Genomic DNA, 23,454 nt, shown 5'->3' on the forward strand with positions numbered 1-23,454 from the left:
TACCGGGCCTCACGATGTCACCTTGCAGCAATGGGGGTGCCCGATGATCCCATAACCACTGCGTCATATTGACGACACGCAACGATACAAGCGTAGAATAAAAAAATTGCGAATGTCATAACAACGTCATCATATTGTGAGAATTTCCGAGCGTCTTTCCGCCTCTCTTCCTGACATTCCATTCTCGCTGCCGATGTCCATCCGCTATCCCCTTCTGAATCGCGAACTGGGCATTCTGGGTTTCAACGAGCGTGTGTTGGCACAAGCTGCCGACCCTGCCGTCCCTTTGCTCGAACGTTTGCGCTTCATCTGCATCACCAGCAGTAACCTCGACGAATTCTTCGAAGTCCGCATGGCCGGACTGCAGGAGCAGATGCGCGACAACCCCGGCGCATTGTCTCCGGACGGCATGTCGTTGCAGCACGTGTACGACCTCGTGGTCGAGCGTGCGCAGAAGCTCGTGCATCGTCAGTACACGATGCTGCACGATACGGTGCTGCCCGCGCTCGAAGGCGAAGGCATCTATTTCCACGGCACCGAAGCGTGGAACGAAGCGCAGACCGAATGGGCGCGCAATTATTTCTTCGACGAACTGCTGCCGGTGCTCACGCCGATCGGACTCGATCCGGCCCACCCGTTTCCGCGCGTGCTCAACAAGAGCCTGAACTTCGTCGTCGAACTCGAAGGCAAAGACGCGTTCGGCCGTCAGGCGATGATGGGCATCGTGCAGGCGCCGCGCGCGCTGCCGCGCCTCGTGCGCATGCCACCGGATCTGTCGGGTTATCCGCATGGCTTCGTGCTGCTGAGCTCGCTGCTGCAGCGCTTTGTCGGCGAGCTGTTTCCTAATCTCGTGGTGCGTAGCTGCAACCAGTTCCGCATTACCCGTAACAGCGAACTGTTCGTCGACGAAGACGAAATCACCAATCTGCGCGTCGCGTTGCAGGGCGAATTGCCGGCGCGGCATCTGGGCAATGCGGTGCGGCTCGAAGTGTCGGCGGAAACACCTGCGCATGTCGTGCGACGCCTGCTCGACGAGAGCGGTCTGTCGAACAAGGACTGCTACTACGCGAACGGCCCCGTCAACCTGGTTCGGCTGATGCAATTGCCGGAAATGGTCGACCGGCCCGATCTGAAATTCGTTCCGCATATTCCTGCGATTCCGTCTGGCATCGCAAACAGCGCAAGCATGTTCGATGTGATCGATCAGGGCGACGTGCTGCTGCATCATCCGTACGAAAGTTTCCAGCCGGTGCTCGAGTTGCTGCTGCAGGCGGCCAAAGACCCGAACGTGGTGGCGATCAAGCAGACCATCTATCGCACCGGCACCGACTCGCCACTGATGGACGCGCTAATGCAGGCCGCGCGCAACGGCAAGGAAGTCACGGTGGTAGTCGAACTGCTCGCGCGCTTCGACGAAGAGACCAACATCAACTGGGCGTCGCAGCTCGAAGCGGTCGGTGCGCACGTGGTGTACGGCGTGGTGGGCCACAAGTGCCACGCGAAAATGATGCTGATCGTGCGGCGCGTGTCGGCGGGCGGCAAGACGACGCTCAAGCGTTATGTTCACCTCGGCACCGGCAACTATCATCCGCGTACCGCGCGTCTTTATACCGACTTCGGTTTGATGACCGCCGACCAGAAAATCTGCGAAGACGTGCATCACGTGTTCCAGCAACTGACGGGCATCGGCGGTGAACTGAAGCTGCACGAATTGTGGCAGTCGCCGTTCACGCTGCACCCCAAACTCGTTGACGCGATTCGCGCTGAAGCCGAACACGCGCGCGCGGGCAAGAAAGCGCGCATCGTCGCGAAGATGAATGCCCTGCTCGAGCCGACGGTGATCGCCGAGTTGTACGAGGCGTCGCAGGCCGGCGTGAAGATCGACCTGATCGTTCGCGGCGTGTGTTCGTTGCAGCCGGGCGTGGCGGGCTTGTCGGAGAACATCACAGTGCGTTCGATCGTCGGGCGCTTTCTCGAACATCACCGCATCTTCTATTTCTACGACGACGGCCGCGAACAGGTCTATCTGTCGAGCGCCGACTGGATGGACCGCAATTTCTTCCGCCGCGTGGAAGTCGCGTTCCCGATCAACAACCGGCGTCTGAAGCGGCGCGTCATCGCGGAAGGTCTGTCGGCGTTCCTCGGCGACAATCAAACCGCGTGGCTGATGCAAAGCGATGGACACTATCGTCGTCGGCGTCCGGGCAAGTCGTCGCGCAATGCGCAGATGAGTCTGCTGACGAAGTTCTGCCCTTGAGCGATAAGTGTGCGCCCGTTGTTCAGACGGGCGCGTTCGGATTCTGATTCGGGACGCGCATAAAAAAACCGCCTTATTCAGGCGGTTTTTTTCATGCGATGTATCTGCAGATGGCTATCAAACCGGCGCGGGTTGCCGACGTGCAGTGCGGTACACCGGGAAGCGCACGGTGAACGTACTGCCACGTCCCTCTTCGCTCTTCACGTCGAGTTGCGCCTCGTGCCGTTGCAGCACGTGCTTGACGATGGCAAGGCCCAGACCCGTGCCACCGGTATCGCGCGAACGGCTGCGATCGACGCGATAGAAGCGCTCGGTCAGCCGCGGAATGTCCGCTGCTGGAATGCCCAAGCCGCTATCAGTGACGGAAAACACCGCGTGACCGCCTTGCGAATGCCAGTTCACGCGGATCGCGCCGCCATCCGGCGTATAGCGGATCGCGTTGGTCACGAGGTTGCCCAACGCACTGAGAATTTCGGTTTCGACGCCGGTCACCGTCAGCCCTTCGTCGGTATCGAATGCGATCTTGTGGTGATCGCTCGACAGGCTTTCCGCATCGTCCTGCAGATGCCGCAGCACTGCACGCATATCGATCATCTGATCGCTCGGCGGCTTGTTGTCGCCTTCGAGTTTCGCGAGCACCAGCAGGTCGCTAACGATATGACGCATGCGCGACGCCTGCTGCTCCATCAGTTCAAGATAACGCGAACGCTCGCCTTCGCTCAGCGGCAACTCGCGCATCGTCTCCAGAAAACCGGACAGAACAGTGAGCGGCGTCTTCAGTTCGTGCGACACGTTGGCGACGAAATCGCGCCGCATCGCGTCGGTACGCTCCAGCTCGGTAATGTCCTGCGACAACACCAGCTTGCGATTTTCGCCATAAGGAAACACCTGCACCGACAGCACGTTCTGCCGCTTGTCGCCCATACCGCGCATGATCAGCATCTGCTCGTACTGGTGCGAATTCAGATAGCGGACAAAGTCGGGATGACGCACCAGATGCGTGATGTGCTGACGCAGATCGCGCTTGGCATCGAGACCAAAATGGCTCTCGGAAATGGCGTTGCACCATTCGATCTGATCATGATCGTCAAGCATCGCCACACCGTTCGGCGATGCCTGGATAGCCTGAATGAAACGCGAATGCTGTTGCTCGACCTGGCGCACCTGCGCGTGCCAGCGCTTCGCGAGCTTATGCAAACGGTAATAGATTTCGCCCCAGATGCCTGGCGCGCTCGGCACTTCGCCGTACACCGGCGCATCGAGCAGGCGCCACAGCCGCTGCTTGTGAAACGTGCTGAAAATGCTCTGTGCAAGCAGCATGACGATCGCGAGGACGAGTGCTGCCTTGACGTTCACGACTGCGCCGACCACCGCGCAAAGAACAGCCAGCAGCACGATCGACACGAGGGAGCGCGCCCAGATGATGTTCATGGTCTAGCGATCGAAGAGAAAAGCACACGCGCCGAAATGGAATTTGCCGCGCCTCGGTATTGCGAATACGACGGTGCGAACGTAACTGGCGTACCTGCCGCGAGCGGCGCAAGTGGTCTGAAAACCAGTCGCGCCGCGAGCGCTTATCAGGCGCTCTTCGCCAGACGGTAGCCGCTGCCGCGCACCGTTTCGATCATAGCATCGCATCCGGCCGGCTTCAGAGCCGCGCGCAGACGCTTGATGTGCACGTCCACCGTGCGCTCTTCGACGAACACGTGGTCGCCCCACACCTGATCGAGCAGTTGCGTACGGCTATGCACGCGCTCCGGGTGCGTCATGAAAAAGTGCAGCAGACGGAATTCCGTCGGACCCAGATCGAGCTTGATCTCGCTGCCTTCGGCATGCGCGGCGACGCGGTGCGTAGCCGGATCGAGCTTGAGACCGTTGATCGCGACGAGGTCTTCGGTCAACTGCGGCGCGCGGCGGCGCAACACCGCCTTGATACGCGCCATCAGTTCTTTCGGCGAGAACGGCTTCGTGACGTAGTCGTCCGCACCGATTTCGAGGCCCAGCACCTTGTCCTGTTCATCGCCACGCGCGGTCAGCATGATGATCGGAATGTGCTTGGTGCGCTCGTTGTTGCGCAGATCGCGAGCGAACGCAATGCCCGATTTACCCGGCAACATCCAGTCGAGCAGGACGAGGTCGGGCAGCACGTCGCTGATCAGGTTCTGCGCCTGCTCCGCGTTGTACGCGCGAATCGGGCAGTGTCCGGCGTGTTGAAGATTGACCGAAATCAATTCGGAAATGGCGGGCTCATCTTCAATGACGAGAATGCTGCTGGGCATCGGCACCTCTGTTCCTTGTCTCTTGATTAACTGAGTGCTTCGCGTTCGAGCGCGTCGCGCGACTTGTGCCGCACGTCGGTGCCCTTCACGATGTAAATGATGAATTCCGCGATGTTCTTCGCGTGGTCGCCGATCCGCTCGATCGCCTTCGCGATGAACAGAAAATCGAGGCCCACCGAAATCGAACGCGGATCTTCGGTCATGTACGAAATCAGTTTGCGCACGAACGCGCGGAATTCTTCGTCGATCGCTTTATCGTCGCGCACGATCTGCGCGGCGGCGACTGTATCGAGACGCGCGAACGCGTCGAGCGCGCGGCGCAGGATCGACACCGCCATTTCGCCCGACAGCTTGATCTCGGCGATATTGATGGTGCGCGACGCGCCGTCTTCCATCAGACGCTTGGTGCGCTTGGCGATTTTTTCCGCTTCGTCGCCGGCGCGTTCGAGGTTCGTGATGGTCTTCGAAATCGCGATCAGCAGACGCAGGTCACGCGCGGCCGGCTGACGGCGCGCGATGATGTTGCTGCACTCTTCGTCAATATCAACTTCCATCTTGTTCAGACGGTCTTCGGCCGCGATCACCTGCTCGGCGATATCGAGGTCGAATTCGTTGAGCGCCTGCATCGCGTTGACGATTTGCGATTCGACGAGGCCGCCCATTTCGAGCACCTTCGAGGACACCAGATTCAGGTCGGCATCGAACTGGCTGGACAAGTGTTTATCGGACATGTCGTACTCCCTTATTCTGCGCTGTGGCTTAGCCGAAGCGGCCAGTGATGTAGTCCTCGGTTTCCTTGCGGACCGGCTTGATGAAGATCTTTTCGGTGTCGCCGAATTCGATCAACTCGCCGAGGTACATGTAGGCAGTGTAGTCCGAACAGCGGGCCGCCTGTTGCATGTTGTGCGTGACGATCACCACCGTGTAATCGCTCTTCAATTCGGCGATCAGCTCTTCGATACGGCCCGTCGAAATCGGGTCGAGCGCGGAGCACGGCTCGTCGAGCAACAGAACTTCCGGACGGATCGCGATACCGCGCGCGATACACAGACGCTGCTGCTGACCGCCCGACAAACCGTAGCCGCTCTGGCCCAGTTTGTCCTTCACTTCGTTCCACAACGCGGCCTTGGTGAGCGCCCATTCGACGCGGTCATCCATTTCCGAGCGCGGCAGCGTTTCGAACATCTTCACGCCGAATGCGATGTTGTCGTAGATCGACATCGGGAACGGCGTCGGCTTCTGGAACACCATGCCGATCCGCGCGCGCAGCAGCGAGATATCGCGCTTGGAGGTCAGCAGGTTTTCGCCGTCCATCATGATCTCGCCTTCCGCGCGCTGCTCCGGATAGAGCGCATACATCTTGTTCAGCGTGCGCAGCAGTGTGGACTTGCCGCAACCCGACGGGCCGATGAACGCGGTCACCTTGCCTTCGGGAATGTGCAGGTTGATGTTCTTCAGCGCGTGGTACTTGCCGTAGAAGAAGTTCAGGTCGTTGATCTCGATCTTCGGACGCGACGGCGACGAAGCCTGGCCGCTCTGGACGGGATCGGAACCGGCGGGCGCGGCTTGACGCGCGATCGGATTGAGTTGAGTTTCTGCCATATTCATCGGATTACACTCCGCCCTTACTTATTCGAGAAGACCGTGCGCGCGAGGACATTCAGTCCGAGCACCGCGAGCGTGATCAGGAAGACGCCGGCCCATGCGAGCGATTGCCATTGCGCAAACGGGCTCATCGCAAACTTGTAGATCGTAACCGGCAGATTCGCAACCGGCTGATTCATGTCCATCGAGAAGAACTGGTTCGACAGCGCGGTGAACAACAGCGGCGCGGTTTCGCCGGCAATACGTGCAACGCCGAGCAGAACGCCCGTCACGATGCCGGAGACGGAGGCCTTCAACGTGATCGACAGCACCATTTTCCACTTCGGCGTGCCGAGTGCGAAAGCGGCTTCACGCAGTGCGTTCGGCACCAGCTTCAGCATGTTTTCGGTCGTGCGGATCACGATGGGGATCTGTAGCAACGCGAGTGCGAACACACCCGCCCAGCCGCTGAAGTGACCCATTTTCGCGACCACCAGAGCGTAGACGAACAGACCGATCACGATCGACGGCGCCGACAGCAGAATGTCGTTGATGAAGCGCGTGATCTGGGCGAGCCAGCCCTTCTGACCGTATTCGGCGAGGTAGACGCCCGCCAGAATACCGATCGGCGTGCCGATGAAGGTCGCGAGTCCCACCAGCATCAGGCTGCCGACAATCGCGTTGGCAAGACCGCCGCCGTCGGTATTCGGCGGGGGCGTGGACTGCGTGAACAACTCGACGGACAACCCACCGATACCCAGACGCAGCGTCGTATAGAGAATCCACACGAGCCACACGAGACCGAACGCCATTGCCGCGAGCGACATGGTCAATGCAATCGCGTTCTTGAAACGGCGGCGTCCTTGAAGACGCACACGCATGGCTTCGAGTTGGGCGGGATCGTGCGAACCCGGCATATTCAAAGTGGGCTGGCTCATTTCGCGCCCTCCCCTTTTTCGAGGCGAAGCAGCATGATTTTCGAAATCGCCAGCACGATGAAAGTAATCACGAACAGGATCAGGCCGAGTTCCATCAGCGCCGACGTATGCAGACCAGGGTCCGCTTCAGCGAACTCGTTGGCGAGCGCCGACGTGATGCTGTTGCCCGGCGAGAACAGCGAAATATTGTCGAGCAGATTGGTATTGCCGATCACGAACGTGACCGCCATCGTCTCGCCGAGCGCGCGGCCGAGACCCAGCATCACGCCGCCGATCACACCGGTCTTCGTGAAGGGCAACACGATTTTCCACATCACTTCCCACGTCGTGCAGCCGATGCCGTAAGCCGATTCCTTCAGCAGAACTGGCGTGACTTCGAACACGTCACGCATCACCGAAGCAATGTACGGAATGATCATGATCGCGAGAATCACACCGGCGCACAGAATGCCGATGCCGATCGGCGGCCCGGAAAACAGCGCGCCGACGAACGGAATCCCGCCGAGCACCACGCCGAGCGGCTTCTGGAAATACTGCGCGAAGATCGGCGCGAAGACGAGCAGACCCCACATACCGTAGACGATCGACGGAATCGCGGCGAGCAGCTCGATCGCGATGCCGAGCGGTCGGCGCAGCCAGGCGGGCGCGAGTTCGGTCAGGAAGAGCGCGATGCCGAAGCTGACGGGCACCGCGATGATGAGTGCAATAAGCGACGTGGCGATCGTGCCGTAAATCGGCACCAGTGCGCCGAATTGCTTGCTTGGTGGATCCCACTCGGCGGTCCACAGGAAGCGGAAGCCGAACTCCTTGATCGACGGCATGGACGCGACGACCAGCGAGACGATGATGCCGCCGAGCAGCAGTAGCGTGATGATGGCGGAAAGGCGTGTCAAACCGCCGAAGATCACGTCGCCGGCGCGGCTGGGCGCCTTCTGCTGCGACGTGCTGCCGGGCGGCGTGGACCTGCTTGCGCCAGACGCTAATTGGATATCGGACATGAGAGCCTGATGGACCTGTTTCCAGTTGCCGTATGACACGTGTCGTGCGGCCGGTGATGCTCGAGTTAAGCTGAATTCGATGCTGGATGAATGCCACACGTAATTGCAGGTAACCTCGCTGCAAGTTTGCCGTTGCGGTTAATGCCATTGGCCGTCCTCACAGGAGGACGGCCAATGTAGTGCGACTTGCTGTTGCTTACGTCAGAAGCTTAGTCGGCGATCGACTTGCCTGCTGCGTCTTTGACCTTCGCCTTCCATTGCGTGCGGATTTCAGCCGTGACCGAATCCGGCAGCGAGATGTAGTCCAGATCGTTTGCAGCTTGCGTGCCGTTCTTGAACGCCCAGTCGAAGAACTTCAGCGTTTCCGTGCCTTGCGCCGGCTTGTCCTGCGCCGTGTGCAGCAGCACGAACGTTGCGCCGACGACCGGCCATGCGTCCTTGCCCGGCTCGTTCGTCAGGATCTGGTAGAACGACTTCGACCAGTCAGCACCGGCAGCCGCTGCCTTGAACGTTTCCGTCTTCGGCTCGACCACTGCGCCCGACGAATTCTTCAGCGCTGCGTACGTCATGTGGTTCTGCTTCGCGTACGCCCATTCCACGTAGCCGATTGCGCCCGGCAGACGTTGCACGAAGGCTGCGACGCCGTCGTTGCCCTTGCCGCCCGTACCCGTCGGCCAGTTGACCGTTGCGCCTTCACCGACCTTCGCCTTCCAGTCAGCGTTGACCTTCGACAGGTAGTTCGTCCAGATGAAGCTGGTGCCCGAACCGTCGGCGCGGCGAACCACGGCGATGTCGGTATCCGGCAGCTTGATCTTCGGGTTCAACGCGACGATTGCCGGGTCGTTCCACTTCTTGATCTTGCCCAGGTAGATGTCGCCGAGCACTTCACCCGACAACACCAGTTCGCCCGGCTTCACGCCCGGCACGTTGATTGCCGGAACCACGCCGCCGACCACCGTCGGGAACTGGAACAGGCCTTCCTTCGCGAGTTCTTCGTCTTTCAGCGGAGCGTCCGAACCGGCGAAATCCACGGTCTTCGCGACGATCTGCTTCACGCCACCCGACGAACCGATACCTTGATAGTTAACCTTGCCGCCGCCCGACTTCTGATAGGCGTCAGCCCACTTCGTGTAGATCGGTGCTGCGAAGGTGCTGCCCGCGCCAGTGATGTCTGCGGCTTGCGCTGCGATAGCGAAAAGCGCGCCAGCGACGCCAGCGAACACGGTTTGCATCAATTTCATGAGACCTCCAAGGGTGTGAGCGGGTGTGAGCGAGTAACTCGAACACCGCGAAGCTTAGGGTCTATTTATGACAGTAACGTGACTTATCGTGAATCGGATGTGACAGTAGGATTACGGCGCGAAAGGTCGTTGGGATGGTGAATTGCGGGTTTCACGGCGCTTTGGGCGCTATTTGTATGTTGATTGGGTTGTATGGCGGGGTGAGAACGTTTGCGGGGGAAATCAGAAGCGGATAAGCACGGGGGATGGTGCCGCGGTGATTGGCTAGATTGTGGCGGATTGCCGCAGGGGATGGCGGGGGCGAAATCTGAAGGCCGTTAGTTGCGATGAGGACGCGTGAGCGCAGCGGCTGTCAGTTGCGCGAGGAATGCGCAGGTTTGCGGTCCGTTAGTTGCGGGAGTTGTAGAGCGCGGATTCTAGGAGAACTGCTAGTTGGGACTGCCGCTGCGATGGCAGCGTCAACGACAGCGGCAACGGCACGCCAATAGCGCCGCGCCGCTGCCTGAATACCGCTTAAGCCGTAGCCTGCCTCACCGCATCCGCGATCGTTTCCGAATGCAGAACCGCGTCGTCGGCACTTTCCGCTTCGACCATCACGCGCAGAACCGGCTCTGTACCGGATGCACGAATCAGCACGCGCCCGCGCCCTTTCAACGCGTCTTCGGCCGTGCCGATCGCGCGACGGATCGAGTCGCTGCCCTTCCAGTCTGCGTCAGGTTTCATGCGCACGTTGATCAGCTTCTGCGGGAATAGCGTGACGCCCTCCAGCAATTCGGCGAGCTGCTTGCCGCTGCGCTGCATCGCCGCCAGCACCAGCAACGCGGAGACGATACCGTCGCCGGTCGAGTGACGATCCAGCGACAGAATGTGTCCCGAACCCTCCGCGCCGAGCTGCCAGCCGTGCTCGCGCAACTGTTCGAGCACGTAACGATCGCCGACCGCCGCGCGCACGAACTTCACGCCGGCTTCCTGCAACGCGACCTCAACGGCCATATTGGTCATCAACGTACCGACTGCGCCCGACACTTTGCCTTCGGTCGCGATCCGGTCCTTGACCAGCACGTACAGCAGTTCGTCGCCGTTATACAGGCGCCCCGCCGCATCCACCACCTGCAGACGGTCGGCGTCGCCATCGAGCGCGATACCGAGGTCCGCGTGATTCGCACGCACCGCGCGCACCAGCGCATCGGGTGCGGTCGCGCCGACACCGTCGTTGATGTTGAAGCCGTTCGGCGACACGCCGATTGGAATCACCTCGGCGCCGAGTTCGTGGAACACGTGCGGCGCGACGTCATAAGCGGCACCGTGCGCACAGTCGACCACCAGCTTCATGCCACGCAGATCGTACGCAGCCGGGAACGTGCTCTTGCAGAACTCGATATAGCGACCGGCAGCGTCGTCTAGCCGCCGAGCCTTGCCGAGCTGTTCGGAGGCGGCGCAGGCGAGCGGCTGATCGAGTTGCTCTTCGATCATCGACTCCACTTCGTCCGGCAACTTGTTGCCGTCGGCGGAGAAAAATTTGATGCCGTTGTCGTAATACGGATTGTGCGACGCGCTAATGACGACGCCCGCAGCAAGCCGCAATGCGCGCGTCAGGTAGGCAATGCCCGGGGTCGGCATGGGACCGGCGAGCATCACGTCGACGCCCGCTGCCGAAAATCCCGACTCGAGCGCCGCTTCGAGCATGTAGCCCGACACACGCGTGTCTTTACCGATCAGCACCGTTGGCCGCGTGCCGGATTTGGCCCAACGATCCGCGCCCGCAAGCACCTTGCCCGCCGCGTAACCGAGCCGCAGCACGAATTCCGGGGTAATCGGTCCTTCGCCAACCTTGCCTCGAATCCCGTCCGTTCCGAAATAACGACGTGCCATTTTTATCTATCTCCCGTGGCGTTGGGTTCAATCGTGCGCGCGGGCGTGTTTCGCCGCATCGCGCATAGCTGCCCATACTTTCAATGAATCTACAGTTTGTAAGACGTCATGGACACGCAGAATTGCCGCGCCCCGTTCGGCTGCGCACACAGCCGCTGCGATGCTGCCCGCGACGCGCTCCGGCGCCGGGCGCCCGACCACCGCGCCGATCATCGATTTGCGCGACATGCCCGCAAGAATCGGATACGGCGGTTCGGCGCGTGGAGCCGTGTCCGGCAGATGCGCGAGCAGCGTATAGTTATGCTCGATCACCGCCTTGCCGAAACCAAACCCCGGATCAACGCTAATGCGTTCGCGCGCGACACCAGCCTGCTGCAACGTAGCCACGCGCTCCTCGAGAAAATGGCGAACTTCGCTCACCACATCTTCATAGGCAGGCTCGCCGAGTTGCATGGTCTGCGGCTCACCGAGCATATGCATCACGCATAGACCGCAATTGCTGTCGCGCACAGCGTCAACTGCGCCGGGCATGCGAAAGCCCCAAATATCGTTGATCAGATCAGCGCCCGCAGTCAGCGCGTGGCGCATCACTTCCGGCTTATAAGTATCGATCGACAGCGGCACGTTCGCGCCGCGTAGTTGCTCGACAAGCGGAATCACGCGTTCGAGTTCCTCGTCGAGTGGCACGGGGGGCGCCCCCGGCCGAGTCGATTCGCCGCCGATATCGATGATATCCACGCCGTCGAGCATCATCCGCTCCGCCTGGCGCAGCGCATCGTCGCGCATCGCGTACTTGCCACCATCGGAAAAAGAATCGGGCGTGACGTTCAGAATGCCCATCACCAAAGGGCGTTCAAAGGTCAGCTTGAAGCGGCCGCATTGCAGCGGCGCGGGGACGGGAAGAAAACTGCAATCGACTTTCGACACGTAGCGAACTTCACGCAAAACAAATAAATGCAAAACGGGCCGGCGTGGAACACACCGGCCCGCACTTTCTACTATTTGACGATCAGGCGGGTGCGGTTGCGCTACCCGGCTTGACCTCAGTGCCCGGACTTCCGCCCGACGAGGCGTCGCTTGCCGACGGCGGCGAGCTCTTCGGCGAGCGCGGCGGACGGCCAGCCATGATGTCGTTGATCTGATCGGCGTCGATCGTCTCCCACTCCATCAGTGCGGCTGTCATCGCTTCGACTTTGTCGCGGTTTTCATCCAGCAGGCGCTTTGCGAGCGTGTACTGCTCGTCCAGCACGCGGCGAATTTCAGCATCGACCTTTTGCTGAGTCGCTTCCGAAATCGTACGCGTGAAGCCACGGCCAAAAGGCGTTGCGTCGTTCTCGTCGTCGACGTAGACCATCGGCCCCAATGCATCGGTCATACCGAAACGGGCTACCATTGCACGCGCTGTTTGGGTTGCCTTGTTGAAGTCGTCCGATGCACCCGTGCTGATCAGGTTCAGGAACAACTCTTCGGCAACGCGGCCGCCGAACAGAATCGCGAGACGATCGAGCAAGTAGTCCTTCGAATACGTTTCGTTGTCATGCTCCGGCAACTGCCACGTTACGCCCAACGCACGGCCACGCGGAATAATCGTGACCTTGTGCACCGGATCGGCCTTCGGCAACAGCTTGGCAATCACCGCATGACCCGACTCGTGATAGGCCGTTGCACGCTTCGACTCTTCGCGGATCACGGCCGACTTGCGCTCCGGACCCATGAAGATCTTGTCCTTCGCGTCTTCAAAGTCGTTCATCTCGACAATGCGCTTGCCTCGGCGAGCCGCAAACAATGCCGCTTCGTTCACGAGATTCGCGAGATCAGCGCCCGAGAAGCCCGGCGTGCCGCGCGCGATCACCGCTGCATCGACGTCGTTCGAAATCGGCACCTTGCGCAGGTGAACCTTCATGATGTGCTCGCGACCGCGAATATCCGGCAGACCGACATACACCTGACGGTCGAAACGGCCCGGACGCAGCAGAGCCTTGTCGAGTACGTCCGAACGGTTCGTTGCAGCGATCACGATCACGCCCGAGTTCGCTTCGAAGCCGTCCATCTCGACGAGCATCTGGTTCAACGTCTGTTCGCGTTCGTCGTTACCGCCGCCCATGCCGGCCCCACGATGACGGCCGACCGCGTCGATTTCGTCGATGAACACGATACACGGTGCGTGCTTCTTCGCCTGTTCGAACATGTCGCGCACACGAGCCGCGCCGACACCGACGAACATTTCAACGAAGTCCGAACCCGAGATGCTGAAGAAAGGCACTTTCGCTTCACCGGCGATTGCGCGCGCCAGCAGCGTCTTACCCGTTCCCGGCGGCCCAACCAGCAGCACGCCACGCGGAATTCGACCGCCCAACTTCTGAAATTTCTGCGGATCGCGCAGGAAGTCGACGAGTTCGGAGACTTCTTCTTTCGCTTCGTCGCAACCGGCAACGTCGGTGAAATTGATTGCGTTGTTGTTCTCGTCAATCAGACGAGCACGGGATTTGCCGAACGAGAATGCCCCGCCTTTGCCGCCCCCCTGCATCTGTCGCATCATGTAGAACCAGAAACCGATGATCAGGATCGTCGGCCCGAGGTAGTACAGCGCCGAGACCAGCGCATTGGGTTCGTCATCAGCCTTGCCGCTCACCTGAACGCCATACTTCATCAGATCGCCGACCATCCAGATGTCGCCGGGCGACACGATCTGGTACTTCTGGCCGTCTGCTGGAGTGACCGTGAGGTTCCGCCCCTGGACGATGACGTTCTTGACTTTGCCGGCCTTAGCGTCATCCATGAACTGCGAATAGGAAACACCTTCCTGGACACGGGGCTTGTCGAACTGCTTGAACACCGTAAACAGCACCAGTGCGATAACCAGCCACACTGCTGCCTTCGAAAACATATTGTTGTTCAAAGCACCACTCCTTCACTTAGACGGGCGCCTACATTTGCCTTGCGGCACCACGAAAGCATTCTAATCCAGTCCGCAGACCCCTGCCATAAGGTTTCGCTACCACAGAAATAGCGTAGCGGGCCGCTGCAGCGCCAATTTCCGGCGCCCCCAGCACCTTATCGACAGATGCGGAACCGTTCTGGAGCGCCCTTATGCAGGACGCTTAAGATGCTTACCCAAAATAAATGTTTCTGACGATTTATCCCGCGACGCTTTCGGCTTGCGGGCCGCCACCACCTTGAACTGACGCTTGAACTTTTCGACAATCTGGCTGTAACCGCTGCCGTGAAAGCATTTGACTAAAAGGGCACCATCGGATTTCAGGTGATTTTGCGAAAATTCCAACGCGAGGTCGCACAAATGCTCGATTCGCGCGGCATCCGCCACCGCCACTCCCGACAGGTTGGGCGCCATATCCGAAATTACAAGGTCAACCTGGCGTTCTCCGACCAATTCTTCCAGTTGACCCACTACGGCGTCTTCGCGGAAGTCGCCTTGAATGAAGTGAACGTCAGCTACTGGCTCCATGGGGAGAATGTCCAGCGCGATGATCGTGCCGTCGATGCCGCCTTCGCGCTCTGCGTCGCGTTGAGCACCCTTGGCGAGTTTGTTGCGCACATACTGACTCCAGCTGCCAGGCACCGAGCCCAGGTCGACAATGACCTGCCCTGGCCGGATCAGCTTGTCCTGTTCGTCGATTTCCTTGAGCTTGTATGCTGCGCGGGCGCGATAGCCCTCCCGCTGCGCCATTTTCACGTAGGGATCGTTGATGTGGTCATGCAGCCACGCGGTGTTGAACTTGTTTTTTGCCATTAAAGATGAACTCTTGCTGCGTGGTGACGCGCTTTAGGGGATAATACGCGGTTAATTCGCGCGGCCAGTGCCAAACTGATGCCTAAACCGGCAATAAGTAACGGTGAGCCGCGATTCTGTTGTTCTGACGCGCCGCCCTGTTGAATCGGCCCATTCGAGCAAATCGATCGGGAACGCAGGTGCCGCCATTTTAGTCGAGTCTCCCACTTTCCATGCCAGCCCTCAAAGTCTCTTCCGACCAACGCGCCGAGTTGCGCTCCCAGGCACATGCGCTCAAACCGGTCGTGCTCGTCGGCGCCGAAGGCTTGACCGACGCTGTGCTCTCCGAAATCAAGGTACACCTTGGTGCTCATCAGCTGATCAAGATTCGTGTGTTCGGCGATGAACGCGAAGAGCGCATCGCTATCTACGAAGAAATCTGCGACAAGTTGAACGCCGCGCCGATCCAGCACATCGGCAAGTTGCTGGTGATCTGGAAGCCGGAATCGACCCAGCCCGCGGTGAAGGCCAAACGCGGCGCCTTGCCGAGCGCCCGCGAAGCTGCGGAAGAAGCCAAGCCGGGTAAAGGTCGCGCACCGCGCGTCGTTAAGGTCGTGAAGCCCAGCGAAATTCCGATGCGCAAGCCGAAGGCTAAAGCGGTTGTCGTGCGCGGCAATGAACGTGTGACGCAAGGCGGCAACATCAAGCGAGCCAAGAAGCGTCAAACCAGCGCAAAGCGCTCGCATCAATCGTCGAAGTAAGCGAATGGTGAGAGGTGCGGGCCAGATCCGCACCTTTGACCCAAGGTAGGCTGAAGCAGACGACCCATTGCGCACGGCGATCTGCCCGAAGCAACCGATCAGCGGGCTCCAGCAACACGCCCGCTGCGGCAACTCAGTCCGTCAGCCTGTCACTTTTCCTGCAGTACCGCTGCCATGAGCACCCTGCTCCACGGCCAGCACGCCGCCACCCGCAGGCAGCTTCCACACCAGAGCCAGACCCAGCACGCTTTCGATCAGATAAAACAGACTCGATACGCCATGCAGGATGCCAAAGCGCGTTGCATAGACCGAATGCCCTACGTCGCTGCCAGCCTCGAGTGCGGCCACGCGCATCGCATTCATAAACGGCTGCAACGCGAAATAGCCCACCAACACGCATAACAGCATGCCGGCAATCATCCAGCGAACACGGCGATAGGCTTGATCGCCACGGCGCACCAGAACATTCGCGAGAACGAGCAGCAAAATGCCGCACACGATGCCAACCAGCCCCTGGATCCGGAATAGCTGTGCTGCCACGGCGCCCGCCGAAATCCGGTCGAGCGACGTGAACAGTACCGGCGCGACGGCATAGCCGATAGTCAGCAGACTGCCGACCCACAGCACCGTCAAAAGACGAAAAAGTCGATGTGGCATCTGGGACACCGCAGCCGCCATCAGACGTAGCTAACCGCGATAATTTCGTACTCGCGCACGCCGCCCGGTGCCTGCACCGAAGCCACGTCGCCTTCCGACTTGCCGATCAACGCACGCGCGATCGGCGAGCTGATCGAGATCAGACCATGGTCGATATCTGCTTCGTCGTCACCGACGATCTGGTACTTGACCGATGCACCCGACTCCAGATCTTCCAGTTCCAGCGTCGCGCCGAACACCACGCGGCCGTCCGCGTCGACCTTGGACGGGTCGATCACCTGTGCACCAGCCAGCTTCGATTCGATCTCGGCAATCCGGCCTTCGATAAAGCCCTGCTTTTCCTTCGCCGCGTCGTATTCCGCGTTTTCCGACAGATCGCCCTGCGCACGCGCTTCAGAGATCGAATTGATCACCGAGGGACGCTCAACCGATTTCAGGCGCTGCAATTCATCGCGCAACATTTCCGCGCCGCGCTTCGTCAATGGAACAGTGCTCATAAACAACTCTATGCAAAAAACAGCCGTAAAAAAAATCACCGCGGTTAAGTGCATTCCGCGGGAACCAGCGCCCCGGGGCAAAACCCGGGCCACAGCACCTACGGAACGCCGCTTAACCGCGGCACTTACTTCTTGGACAAAAAGTCGAAGCCTTAGTTTAGGCGAGCGTGCAGCCCTTGTAAATCATAGACTTCGAGGTCCTTCAAATAGCGCAAACCTTCAACTGCAGCACGCGCGCCGGACATCGTCGTGTAGTACGTGACCTTGTTCGCCTGCGCGCTCATGCGGATTGAACGCGAGTCGGCGATCGCTGCGCGGGTTTCGTCGACGGTCGTGAAGACCAGCGCAATCTCGCCGTTCTTGATCATATCGACGATGTGCGGACGGCCGTCCTTCACCTTGTTGACGACCTTGACCGGCACGCCGGCCGCTTCGATCGCGGCAGCCGTGCCCTTGGTCGCGACGATCGGGTAGCCGAGTTCGTGCAGCATGCGCGCGACTTCGACGGCCTTCGGCTTGTCGGCGTCCATCACCGTCAGCAGCACCGTGCCCGATTCCGGCAGACGCGAGCCCGCGGCGAGTTGCGACTTGAACAGCGCTTCGCCGAAAGTCTGGCCCACGCCCATCACTTCGCCGGTCGAGCGCATTTCGGGTCCGAGCACCGGGTCGACTGCCGGGAACTTGACGAACGGGAACACGGCTTCCTTGACGCTGAAGTACGGCGGCACGATTTCCTTCGTGATGCCCTGTTCTGCCAGCTTCTGGCCGACCATTGCGCGCGCCGCAATCTTCGCAAGCGGCAGGCTGGTCGCCTTCGACACGTACGGCACGGTACGCGAGGCACGCGGGTTCACTTCGAGCACGTAGATGATGTCTTCTTTCGAGCCATCAGCCTGCGGCACTTGCTGGATCGCGAACTGCACGTTCATCAGGCCGATCACATTCAGCGCCTTGGCCATCGCACCGGTCTGACGCTTCAGCTCAGCCACGGTTTCTTGCGACAGCGAATAAGGCGGCAGCGAGCAAGCCGAGTCGCCCGAGTGGACGCCTGCCTGTTCGATGTGCTCCATCACGCCGCCGATGAACACGGCTTCGCCATCCGAAATGCAATCCACGTCGCATTCGATCGCGTCGTTCAGGAAGCGGTCGAGCAGCACCGGCGAGTCGTTCGACACCTTGACGGCCTCGCGCATGTAGCGCTCGAGGTCGCGCGGCTCGTGGACGATTTCCATCGCGCGGCCGCCGAGCACGTACGACGGACGCACCACCAGCGGGTAGCCGATTTCGTCGGCGAGTTTGAGTGCTTCGTCTTCGGCGCGTGCAGTGCGGTTCGGCGGCTGACGCAAGCCCAGGTCCTGCAGCAGCTTCTGGAAACGCTCGCGGTCTTCGGCGGCGTCGATCATGTCCGGCGACGTGCCGACGATCGGCACTCCGTTCGCTTCGAGGTCGAGCGCGAGCTTCAGCGGCGTCTGGCCGCCGTATTGCACGATCACGCCGACCGGCTTTTCCTTGTCGACGATTTCGAGCACGTCTTCGAGCGTCAGCGATTCGAAGTACAGACGGTCGGACGTGTCGTAGTCGGTCGAAACGGTTTCAGGGTTGCAGTTGACCATGATCGTTTCGTAGCCGTCTTCGCGCATCGCGAGCGCGGCGTGCACGCAGCAGTAGTCGAACTCGATGCCCTGGCCGATCCGGTTCGGGCCGCCGCCCAGCACCATGATCTTCTTGTTGTTGGTCGGGTTCGCTTCGCACTCTTCCTCGTAGGTCGAGTACATGTACGCGGTTTTCGTCGCGAACTCGGCCGCGCACGTGTCGACGCGCTTGTACACCGGGCGCACGTTCAACTCGATACGGCGCTGACGCACTTCCGCCGGCTTCGCGCCGAGCAGCTTGGCCAGACGGCGATCCGAGAAGCCGCTCTGCTTCACGTACTTCAGTTCTTCCTTCGTGAGGCTGGCCAGCGTGCGGCCTGCCAGCGCCTTTTCCTTCAGGATGATCTGTTCGATCTGCGCGAGGAACCACGGGTCGATCGACGTTTCGTCGAAAATTTCCTGAGCCGTCATGCCGACACGGAACGCGTCGCCGACGTACCAGATACGATCCGGACCGGCTTCGCCGATCTCGCGGATGATCTCGTCGCGGTTATCGGTCTTTTCGTCCAGACCGTCGACGCCGACTTCCAGACCACGCAGCGCCTTCTGGAACGATTCCTGGAAGGTGCGGCCAATCGCCATCACTTCGCCGACCGACTTCATCTGCGTGGTCAGGCGCGAATCGGCTTCGCGGAATTTCTCGAACGCGAAACGCGGAATCTTGGTGACGACATAGTCGATCGTCGGTTCGAACGACGCCGGGGTCGCGCCGCCGGTGATTTCGTTCTTCAACTCGTCCAGCGTGTAGCCGACAGCCAGCTTGGCCGCGACCTTGGCGATCGGGAAGCCGGTTGCCTTCGACGCCAGCGCCGACGAACGCGACACGCGCGGGTTCATTTCGATCACCACCATCCGGCCATCTTTCGGATTGATCGAGAACTGCACGTTCGAGCCGCCAGTATCGACGCCGATCTCGCGCAGCACCGCGAGCGACGCGTTACGCAGGATCTGATATTCCTTGTCGGTCAGCGTTTGTGCGGGCGCCACGGTGATCGAGTCGCCGGTATGGATGCCCATCGGGTCCAGGTTTTCGATCGAGCAGACGATGATGCAGTTGTCCTTGGTGTCGCGGACCACTTCCATCTCGTACTCTTTCCAGCCGAGCAGCGATTCTTCGATCAGCAGTTCGCGCGTGGGCGACAGGTCCAGACCGCGCTTGCAGATCTCTTCGAATTCGTCGCGGTTATACGCAATGCCGCCGCCCGAACCGCCGAGCGTGAACGACGGACGAATCACGACCGGATAGCCGCCGCTGCCGGTTTGTGCAGCGATATCCGCCTGCACGGTCAGAGCTTCTTCCATCGAATGCGCGGTGCCCGACTTGGCCGAACCGAGGCCGATCTTGGTCATCGCGTCTTTGAACTTCTGGCGGTCTTCCGCCTTGTCGATTGCTTCCGGCGATGCGCCGATCAGCTCGACCTTGTACTTTTCCAGCACGCCGTGCGCGTGGAGATCGAGCGCGCAGTTCAGCGCGGTCTGGCCGCCCATCGTCGGCAGGATCGCGTCCGGGCGCTCCTTCGCGATGATGCGCTCGACCACTTCCCACGTGATCGGCTCGATGTAGGTCACGTCGGCCGTGTTCGGGTCGGTCATGATCGTCGCCGGATTGCTGTTGACGAGAATGACCTTGTAGCCTTCCTCACGCAGCGCCTTGCATGCCTGCGCGCCCGAGTAATCGAACTCGCACGCCTGGCCGATGATGATCGGACCCGCGCCGATAATGAGGATGCTCTTGATGTCTGTCCGCTTGGGCATAACGCTCTCGCTAATGTATTCCTGAATTCTTTCCGTCGGCGCGCGTCGGTGTTGCGTTGCGCGCGCTTTGCTGTGCGCTGCTGCTTGCTGCTGTGTGCTGCCGTTGGCTGTTGCGGGCGGCTCATTTGGGGGGCGCTTGCGCACCTTGCGCGCTGGAAGCGCTCATCGCCTGACGAGCCGCGCGCTGCCGGGATGCCGTGCCACTTCTTCCGGCAAGCCCGCAGCGCCGAGCCGCTTCAGCTTACGCCGCCGCGCTCTTGTCGCCCTTCTTCGCGTCCATCAAACCGGTGAAGCGGTCGAACAGATAAGCGATGTCGTGCGGACCAGGCGACGCTTCCGGGTGACCCTGGAAGCAGAACGCCGGCTTGTCGGTCAGCGCGAAGCCTTGCAGCGTGCCGTCGAACAGCGAAACGTGCGTGGCGCGCGCGTTCGCGGGCAGCGTGTCGGCGTCGACTGCAAAACCGTGATTCTGCGACGTGATGACCACGCGGCCGTCGTCCAGATCCTTTACCGGATGATTCGCGCCGTGGTGGCCGGTCTTCATCTTCATGGTCTTGGCGCCGACTGCGAGGCCCATGATCTGGTGCCCCAGGCAGATGCCGAACGTCGGAATGCCGCGCTCGATCAACTCACTTGCCGCTGCAATCGCGTAATCGCATGGTTCCGGGTCGCCAGGGCCGTTCGACAGGAAGATGCCGTCCGGGTTGAGCGCGAGCGCGTCGGCCGCGGTGGCTTGCGCCGGCAGCACGGTGACGTGGCAGCCACGTTCGGCCAGCATGCGCAGAATGTTGTACTTGACGCCGTAGTCGAACGCGACCACGCGGTACTTCGGCGCGCTCTGCGTGCCGTAGCCGCTGCCCAGACGCCATTCGGTCTGGGTCCATTCGAAGCTTTCCTTCGTCGACACGACCTTCGCGAGGTCCATGCCCGAGAGGCCCGGGAACGAGCGTGCGAGTTCGATCGCCTTGGCTTCGTCGTCCGAACCGGCGAGGATCGCGCCGTTCTGCGCGCCCTTGTCGCGCAGAACGCGGGTCAGCATGCGGGTATCGAGGCCGGCGATGGCGACGACGCCTTCGTCCTTCAGGTATTGCGGGAGCGTGCGCTCCATGCGGAAATTCGACGCGAGAACCGGCAGATCACGGATGATCAGGCCGGCGGCATGGACTTTCGTAGCTTCGACGTCTTCGGCGTTCACACCGACGTTACCGATGTGCGGATACGTGAGGGTCACGATCTGGCGCGCGTAGCTCGGGTCGGTCAGGATTTCCTGATAGCCGGTGATAGCGGTGTTGAACACGACTTCGCCGATCGTATGGCCGGGGGCGCCGATCGAGTAACCACGAAAGACCGTGCCGTCGGCGAGCGCGAGCAGAGCGGGAGAAAATGACGGCAACACGGGAGACTCCTTGGGGGAACACCCTGTTGCCGACCAGCCTATCCGACTGCGAGCCGCAGCGAAGCACATCGAGGATGCGCGCGCAGACTCGCTCGCGTACTGCCTGTAACGTTGCAAGGGGTGCGCGACATGTCCAATGTATCCATTGTGTGGACGGATCGGCTTGGTGCGGGGCCCTTCTTGCTACGCCATTGGCGCGCGGCGGATGAACGGTATGGGAGAGGTAGGCGCTAGGGTGCGGGTTGATAAGCTCAAACCTTGAAATTATAGCCTGAAACCGCCCTTCCCTCCAAATCCGAGATGGCGCGCGGACCCGGTGCAGGCCGGTCTCGATCCACGCAAACCCTTACTGGAATTGACTTTGCCGGCGGCAAAGAGAAATTTATCGACACCAAATCAAGATAGCGTCGATTAATCTCCCTTCGCAGCCGCGCGCCCGTCCGAACGCTCAGGCGTCTTGGCCGGCGCGCATTTCCACAGGACGGACCACCGCACGATTGGGCAATATGTACCAGATCGCGCTCAGCACCTGCAGCGTCACCAGAATCCCCCAGGCAGTCAAATGGGCGACTTCCGGGTAATGACCATTAGTTGCCGGCCAATGCGACAGCACCGCGCCAACGCCGATCTGGAAGCCGAAAATCAGCAGAAAGATAATCAGCGTGAGCGTGGTGTTCACGCGGCCGATCATTTGCGCCGGAAAATGACGGGCCATGACAGCGTAGCTAAGAATGCCAGTCCCCCCGAAAATGCCGTACGCCGCCCATAGCAAGCCGGCGGGCAATGGCGCCTTGAACATGATTAGCAACTGCGTCACTACATACAGCGCCATGCCGATTCCGCAAAACGCATAAAGCGAAATGCCGCGTCGCTCGAGACTGCGCGCCGCCGCGCCGAAGCCGACGCAGCCCGCCATCATCGCGAAACCGAGAACCGACACCAGCGCGGCGGCCTCACGCGGCTCGAAGCCTTGCACGTCGCGCAACCAGGCGCCGACCCACAGCGACTGCATCGCGTAGAACACGCCTTGCGTGACCACCGAGAAGGACGCCATTTTCCAGAACGCCGCGCTGCGCAAAATATGCAGCGTGCCTTTGAATTGCGCGCCGATACTGGTCTGATGATGAGTTTCCTTCGTGTCCGGCGCGAGCGTCCATTGTGCGAGCGCGACGAGCACCGTCAACACACCGAGTCCGACGCAAACCGAGCGCCAGCCCGCGAAACCCAGCACCCACGTCAGCGGCGAGCCGACCATCACACCGCCGAAACCGCCGATCGCCATCACCAGTCCGTTCATCAGCGGCAGACGCGCCGTCGCGAAATGCTGCGCCAGCGCCTTGAACGCCGCCCCTAGACAGACGGACACGCCGACGCCGATCAGCAGTCGCCCGATCATCATCACGCCGAGGCTCTGCGCCGCGCCGAACACCCAGATACCGAGCGCGGCGAATAGCAGCGTGGCAGCCGTCACGCGGCGCGCGCCGAAGTGGTCGAGCAGCACGCCCGCAGGAATCTGCGCGCCGGCAAATCCAAGGAAGTACAGGCTGGTCAACAGACCCAGATCTGCCGCCGACAACCCCAGGTCGTGGGTGATAAACGGCGCAAAACCAAGATTGACGCCGCGAAACAGGTAGGAAACGAAGTAGCCGGCGGAGAAGAGGAGAAAGACGCGCAGTTGGGTCGACGACATAGCTTTGCTTTGAATTGGACAGCCGAAGTAACCGAAGCACGAACGATAAAGGAAATGCGCGAAGCTCGCCGCAAATGATCTGCAGAATGAAAAACGCCGTCACCACAGGTGACGGCGTCAGGAAACACGGTGCGTGATCGGAGCGCA

At 60.6% G+C, this 23,454-nt stretch carries 18 protein-coding genes; 2 read left to right on the forward strand and 16 right to left on the reverse strand.

All coding sequences use genetic code 11. From position 1 onward, the window contains the following. The first annotated feature begins 193 nt into the window (after positions 1-193). Positions 194-2,257: a polyphosphate kinase 1 gene (ppk1, locus tag BLS41_RS12320; protein ID WP_074764831.1), complete on the forward strand. Its 2,064-nt coding sequence runs from the start codon at positions 194-196 to the stop codon at positions 2,255-2,257. A gap of 117 nt (positions 2,258-2,374) precedes the next feature. Here ppk1 and phoR read toward each other — a convergent pair whose 3' ends face one another. The 11 genes from phoR to BLS41_RS12380 all read right to left on the reverse strand — a co-directional run bounded on the left by phoR (position 2,375) and on the right by BLS41_RS12380 (position 14,920). Further along, complete coding sequence (gene phoR, locus BLS41_RS12325) at positions 2,375-3,688, reverse strand: phosphate regulon sensor histidine kinase PhoR (RefSeq protein WP_074764833.1); 1,314 nt, start codon at positions 3,686-3,688, stop codon at positions 2,375-2,377. A gap of 146 nt (positions 3,689-3,834) precedes the next feature. After that, positions 3,835-4,536: a phosphate regulon transcriptional regulator PhoB gene (phoB, locus tag BLS41_RS12330; protein WP_028199153.1), complete on the reverse strand. Its 702-nt coding sequence runs from the start codon at positions 4,534-4,536 to the stop codon at positions 3,835-3,837. A 26-nt stretch (positions 4,537-4,562) separates the two neighbouring features. Beyond that, positions 4,563-5,267 carry a phosphate signaling complex protein PhoU gene (gene phoU, locus BLS41_RS12335; RefSeq protein ID WP_074764835.1) on the reverse strand — a complete coding sequence of 235 codons (705 nt, stop codon included), beginning with the start codon at positions 5,265-5,267 and terminating at the stop codon, positions 4,563-4,565. Positions 5,268-5,295: 28 nt separating this feature from the next. Beyond that, positions 5,296-6,144, reverse strand: a complete 849-nt coding sequence (gene pstB, locus BLS41_RS12340) for a phosphate ABC transporter ATP-binding protein PstB (RefSeq protein ID WP_074764837.1) — start codon at positions 6,142-6,144, stop codon at positions 5,296-5,298. Between the two features lie 17 nt (positions 6,145-6,161). Next, complete coding sequence (gene pstA / locus BLS41_RS12345; RefSeq protein ID WP_074764839.1) at positions 6,162-7,058, reverse strand: phosphate ABC transporter permease PstA; 897 nt, start codon at positions 7,056-7,058, stop codon at positions 6,162-6,164. Further along, a complete protein-coding gene (gene pstC / locus BLS41_RS12350; protein WP_074764841.1) occupies positions 7,055-8,056 on the reverse strand; it encodes a phosphate ABC transporter permease PstC in 1,002 nt (333 codons plus the stop codon). The genes pstA and pstC overlap by 4 nt, the downstream gene beginning before the upstream one ends. Positions 8,057-8,265: 209 nt before the next feature. After that, on the reverse strand, positions 8,266-9,297 hold the full coding sequence (pstS, locus tag BLS41_RS12355; protein ID WP_074764843.1) for a phosphate ABC transporter substrate-binding protein PstS: 1,032 nt from the start codon (positions 9,295-9,297) through the stop codon (positions 8,266-8,268). Between the two features lie 513 nt (positions 9,298-9,810). After that, on the reverse strand, positions 9,811-11,169 hold the full coding sequence (gene glmM, locus BLS41_RS12365; RefSeq protein ID WP_074764846.1) for a phosphoglucosamine mutase: 1,359 nt from the start codon (positions 11,167-11,169) through the stop codon (positions 9,811-9,813). A gap of 27 nt (positions 11,170-11,196) precedes the next feature. After that, positions 11,197-12,096, reverse strand: a complete 900-nt coding sequence (folP, locus tag BLS41_RS12370) for a dihydropteroate synthase (RefSeq protein WP_074764848.1) — start codon at positions 12,094-12,096, stop codon at positions 11,197-11,199. An 82-nt stretch (positions 12,097-12,178) separates the two neighbouring features. After that, positions 12,179-14,068, reverse strand: coding sequence for an ATP-dependent zinc metalloprotease FtsH (gene ftsH, locus BLS41_RS12375; RefSeq protein WP_074764850.1), 1,890 nt, complete (start codon positions 14,066-14,068; stop codon positions 12,179-12,181). A 189-nt stretch (positions 14,069-14,257) separates the two neighbouring features. Next, on the reverse strand, positions 14,258-14,920 hold the full coding sequence (locus tag BLS41_RS12380; RefSeq protein WP_074764852.1) for an RlmE family RNA methyltransferase: 663 nt from the start codon (positions 14,918-14,920) through the stop codon (positions 14,258-14,260). Positions 14,921-15,132: 212 nt separating this feature from the next. On the opposite strand from BLS41_RS12380, the gene BLS41_RS12385 reads away from it, so the two are divergent. Beyond that, on the forward strand, positions 15,133-15,660 hold the full coding sequence (locus tag BLS41_RS12385; protein WP_074764854.1) for a YhbY family RNA-binding protein: 528 nt from the start codon (positions 15,133-15,135) through the stop codon (positions 15,658-15,660). 141 nt (positions 15,661-15,801) lie between these two features. Here the strand turns inward: BLS41_RS12385 and BLS41_RS12390 are convergent, their stop codons facing one another. The 5 genes from BLS41_RS12390 to BLS41_RS12410 all read right to left on the reverse strand — a co-directional run bounded on the left by BLS41_RS12390 (position 15,802) and on the right by BLS41_RS12410 (position 23,307). Continuing rightward, positions 15,802-16,317: a DUF4149 domain-containing protein gene (locus BLS41_RS12390; RefSeq protein WP_074766503.1), complete on the reverse strand. Its 516-nt coding sequence runs from the start codon at positions 16,315-16,317 to the stop codon at positions 15,802-15,804. 20 nt (positions 16,318-16,337) lie between these two features. Continuing rightward, complete coding sequence (gene greA / locus BLS41_RS12395; RefSeq protein ID WP_074764856.1) at positions 16,338-16,814, reverse strand: transcription elongation factor GreA; 477 nt, start codon at positions 16,812-16,814, stop codon at positions 16,338-16,340. 152 nt (positions 16,815-16,966) lie between these two features. Continuing rightward, positions 16,967-20,221 carry a carbamoyl-phosphate synthase large subunit gene (carB, locus tag BLS41_RS12400; protein ID WP_074764858.1) on the reverse strand — a complete coding sequence of 1,085 codons (3,255 nt, stop codon included), beginning with the start codon at positions 20,219-20,221 and terminating at the stop codon, positions 16,967-16,969. 241 nt (positions 20,222-20,462) lie between these two features. Further along, positions 20,463-21,617 (reverse strand): glutamine-hydrolyzing carbamoyl-phosphate synthase small subunit, encoded by a 1,155-nt coding sequence (gene carA / locus BLS41_RS12405; RefSeq protein WP_074764860.1) that lies wholly within the window; start codon positions 21,615-21,617, stop codon positions 20,463-20,465. Positions 21,618-22,065: 448 nt separating this feature from the next. Beyond that, positions 22,066-23,307 carry an MFS transporter gene (locus BLS41_RS12410; RefSeq protein WP_074764862.1) on the reverse strand — a complete coding sequence of 414 codons (1,242 nt, stop codon included), beginning with the start codon at positions 23,305-23,307 and terminating at the stop codon, positions 22,066-22,068. Positions 23,308-23,454 lie beyond the last annotated feature (147 nt).

Origin of the sequence: Paraburkholderia fungorum (assembly GCF_900099835.1) — a bacterium.
Classification (GTDB): Bacteria; Pseudomonadota; Gammaproteobacteria; order Burkholderiales; family Burkholderiaceae; genus Paraburkholderia; species Paraburkholderia fungorum_A.

What these genes read in the sequence shown, in the direction of transcription:
- phoR (WP_074764833.1), bottom strand. Translation starts at nt 3,688, where the DNA reads ATGAACATCATCTGGGCGCGCTCCCTCGTGTCGATCGTGCTGCTGGCT.
- BLS41_RS12385 (WP_074764854.1), top strand. Translation starts at nt 15,133, where the DNA reads ATGCCAGCCCTCAAAGTCTCTTCCGACCAACGCGCCGAGTTGCGCTCC.
- BLS41_RS12410 (WP_074764862.1), bottom strand. Translation starts at nt 23,307, where the DNA reads ATGTCGTCGACCCAACTGCGCGTCTTTCTCCTCTTCTCCGCCGGCTAC.
- phoB (WP_028199153.1), bottom strand. Translation starts at nt 4,536, where the DNA reads ATGCCCAGCAGCATTCTCGTCATTGAAGATGAGCCCGCCATTTCCGAA.
- glmM (WP_074764846.1), bottom strand. Translation starts at nt 11,169, where the DNA reads ATGGCACGTCGTTATTTCGGAACGGACGGGATTCGAGGCAAGGTTGGC.
- pstA (WP_074764839.1), bottom strand. Translation starts at nt 7,058, where the DNA reads ATGAGCCAGCCCACTTTGAATATGCCGGGTTCGCACGATCCCGCCCAA.
- BLS41_RS12380 (WP_074764852.1), bottom strand. Translation starts at nt 14,920, where the DNA reads ATGGCAAAAAACAAGTTCAACACCGCGTGGCTGCATGACCACATCAAC.
- pstS (WP_074764843.1), bottom strand. Translation starts at nt 9,297, where the DNA reads ATGAAATTGATGCAAACCGTGTTCGCTGGCGTCGCTGGCGCGCTTTTC.
- greA (WP_074764856.1), bottom strand. Translation starts at nt 16,814, where the DNA reads ATGAGCACTGTTCCATTGACGAAGCGCGGCGCGGAAATGTTGCGCGAT.
- BLS41_RS12390 (WP_074766503.1), bottom strand. Translation starts at nt 16,317, where the DNA reads ATGCCACATCGACTTTTTCGTCTTTTGACGGTGCTGTGGGTCGGCAGT.
- carB (WP_074764858.1), bottom strand. Translation starts at nt 20,221, where the DNA reads ATGCCCAAGCGGACAGACATCAAGAGCATCCTCATTATCGGCGCGGGT.
- pstB (WP_074764837.1), bottom strand. Translation starts at nt 6,144, where the DNA reads ATGAATATGGCAGAAACTCAACTCAATCCGATCGCGCGTCAAGCCGCG.
- pstC (WP_074764841.1), bottom strand. Translation starts at nt 8,056, where the DNA reads ATGTCCGATATCCAATTAGCGTCTGGCGCAAGCAGGTCCACGCCGCCC.
- ppk1 (WP_074764831.1), top strand. Translation starts at nt 194, where the DNA reads ATGTCCATCCGCTATCCCCTTCTGAATCGCGAACTGGGCATTCTGGGT.
- phoU (WP_074764835.1), bottom strand. Translation starts at nt 5,267, where the DNA reads ATGTCCGATAAACACTTGTCCAGCCAGTTCGATGCCGACCTGAATCTG.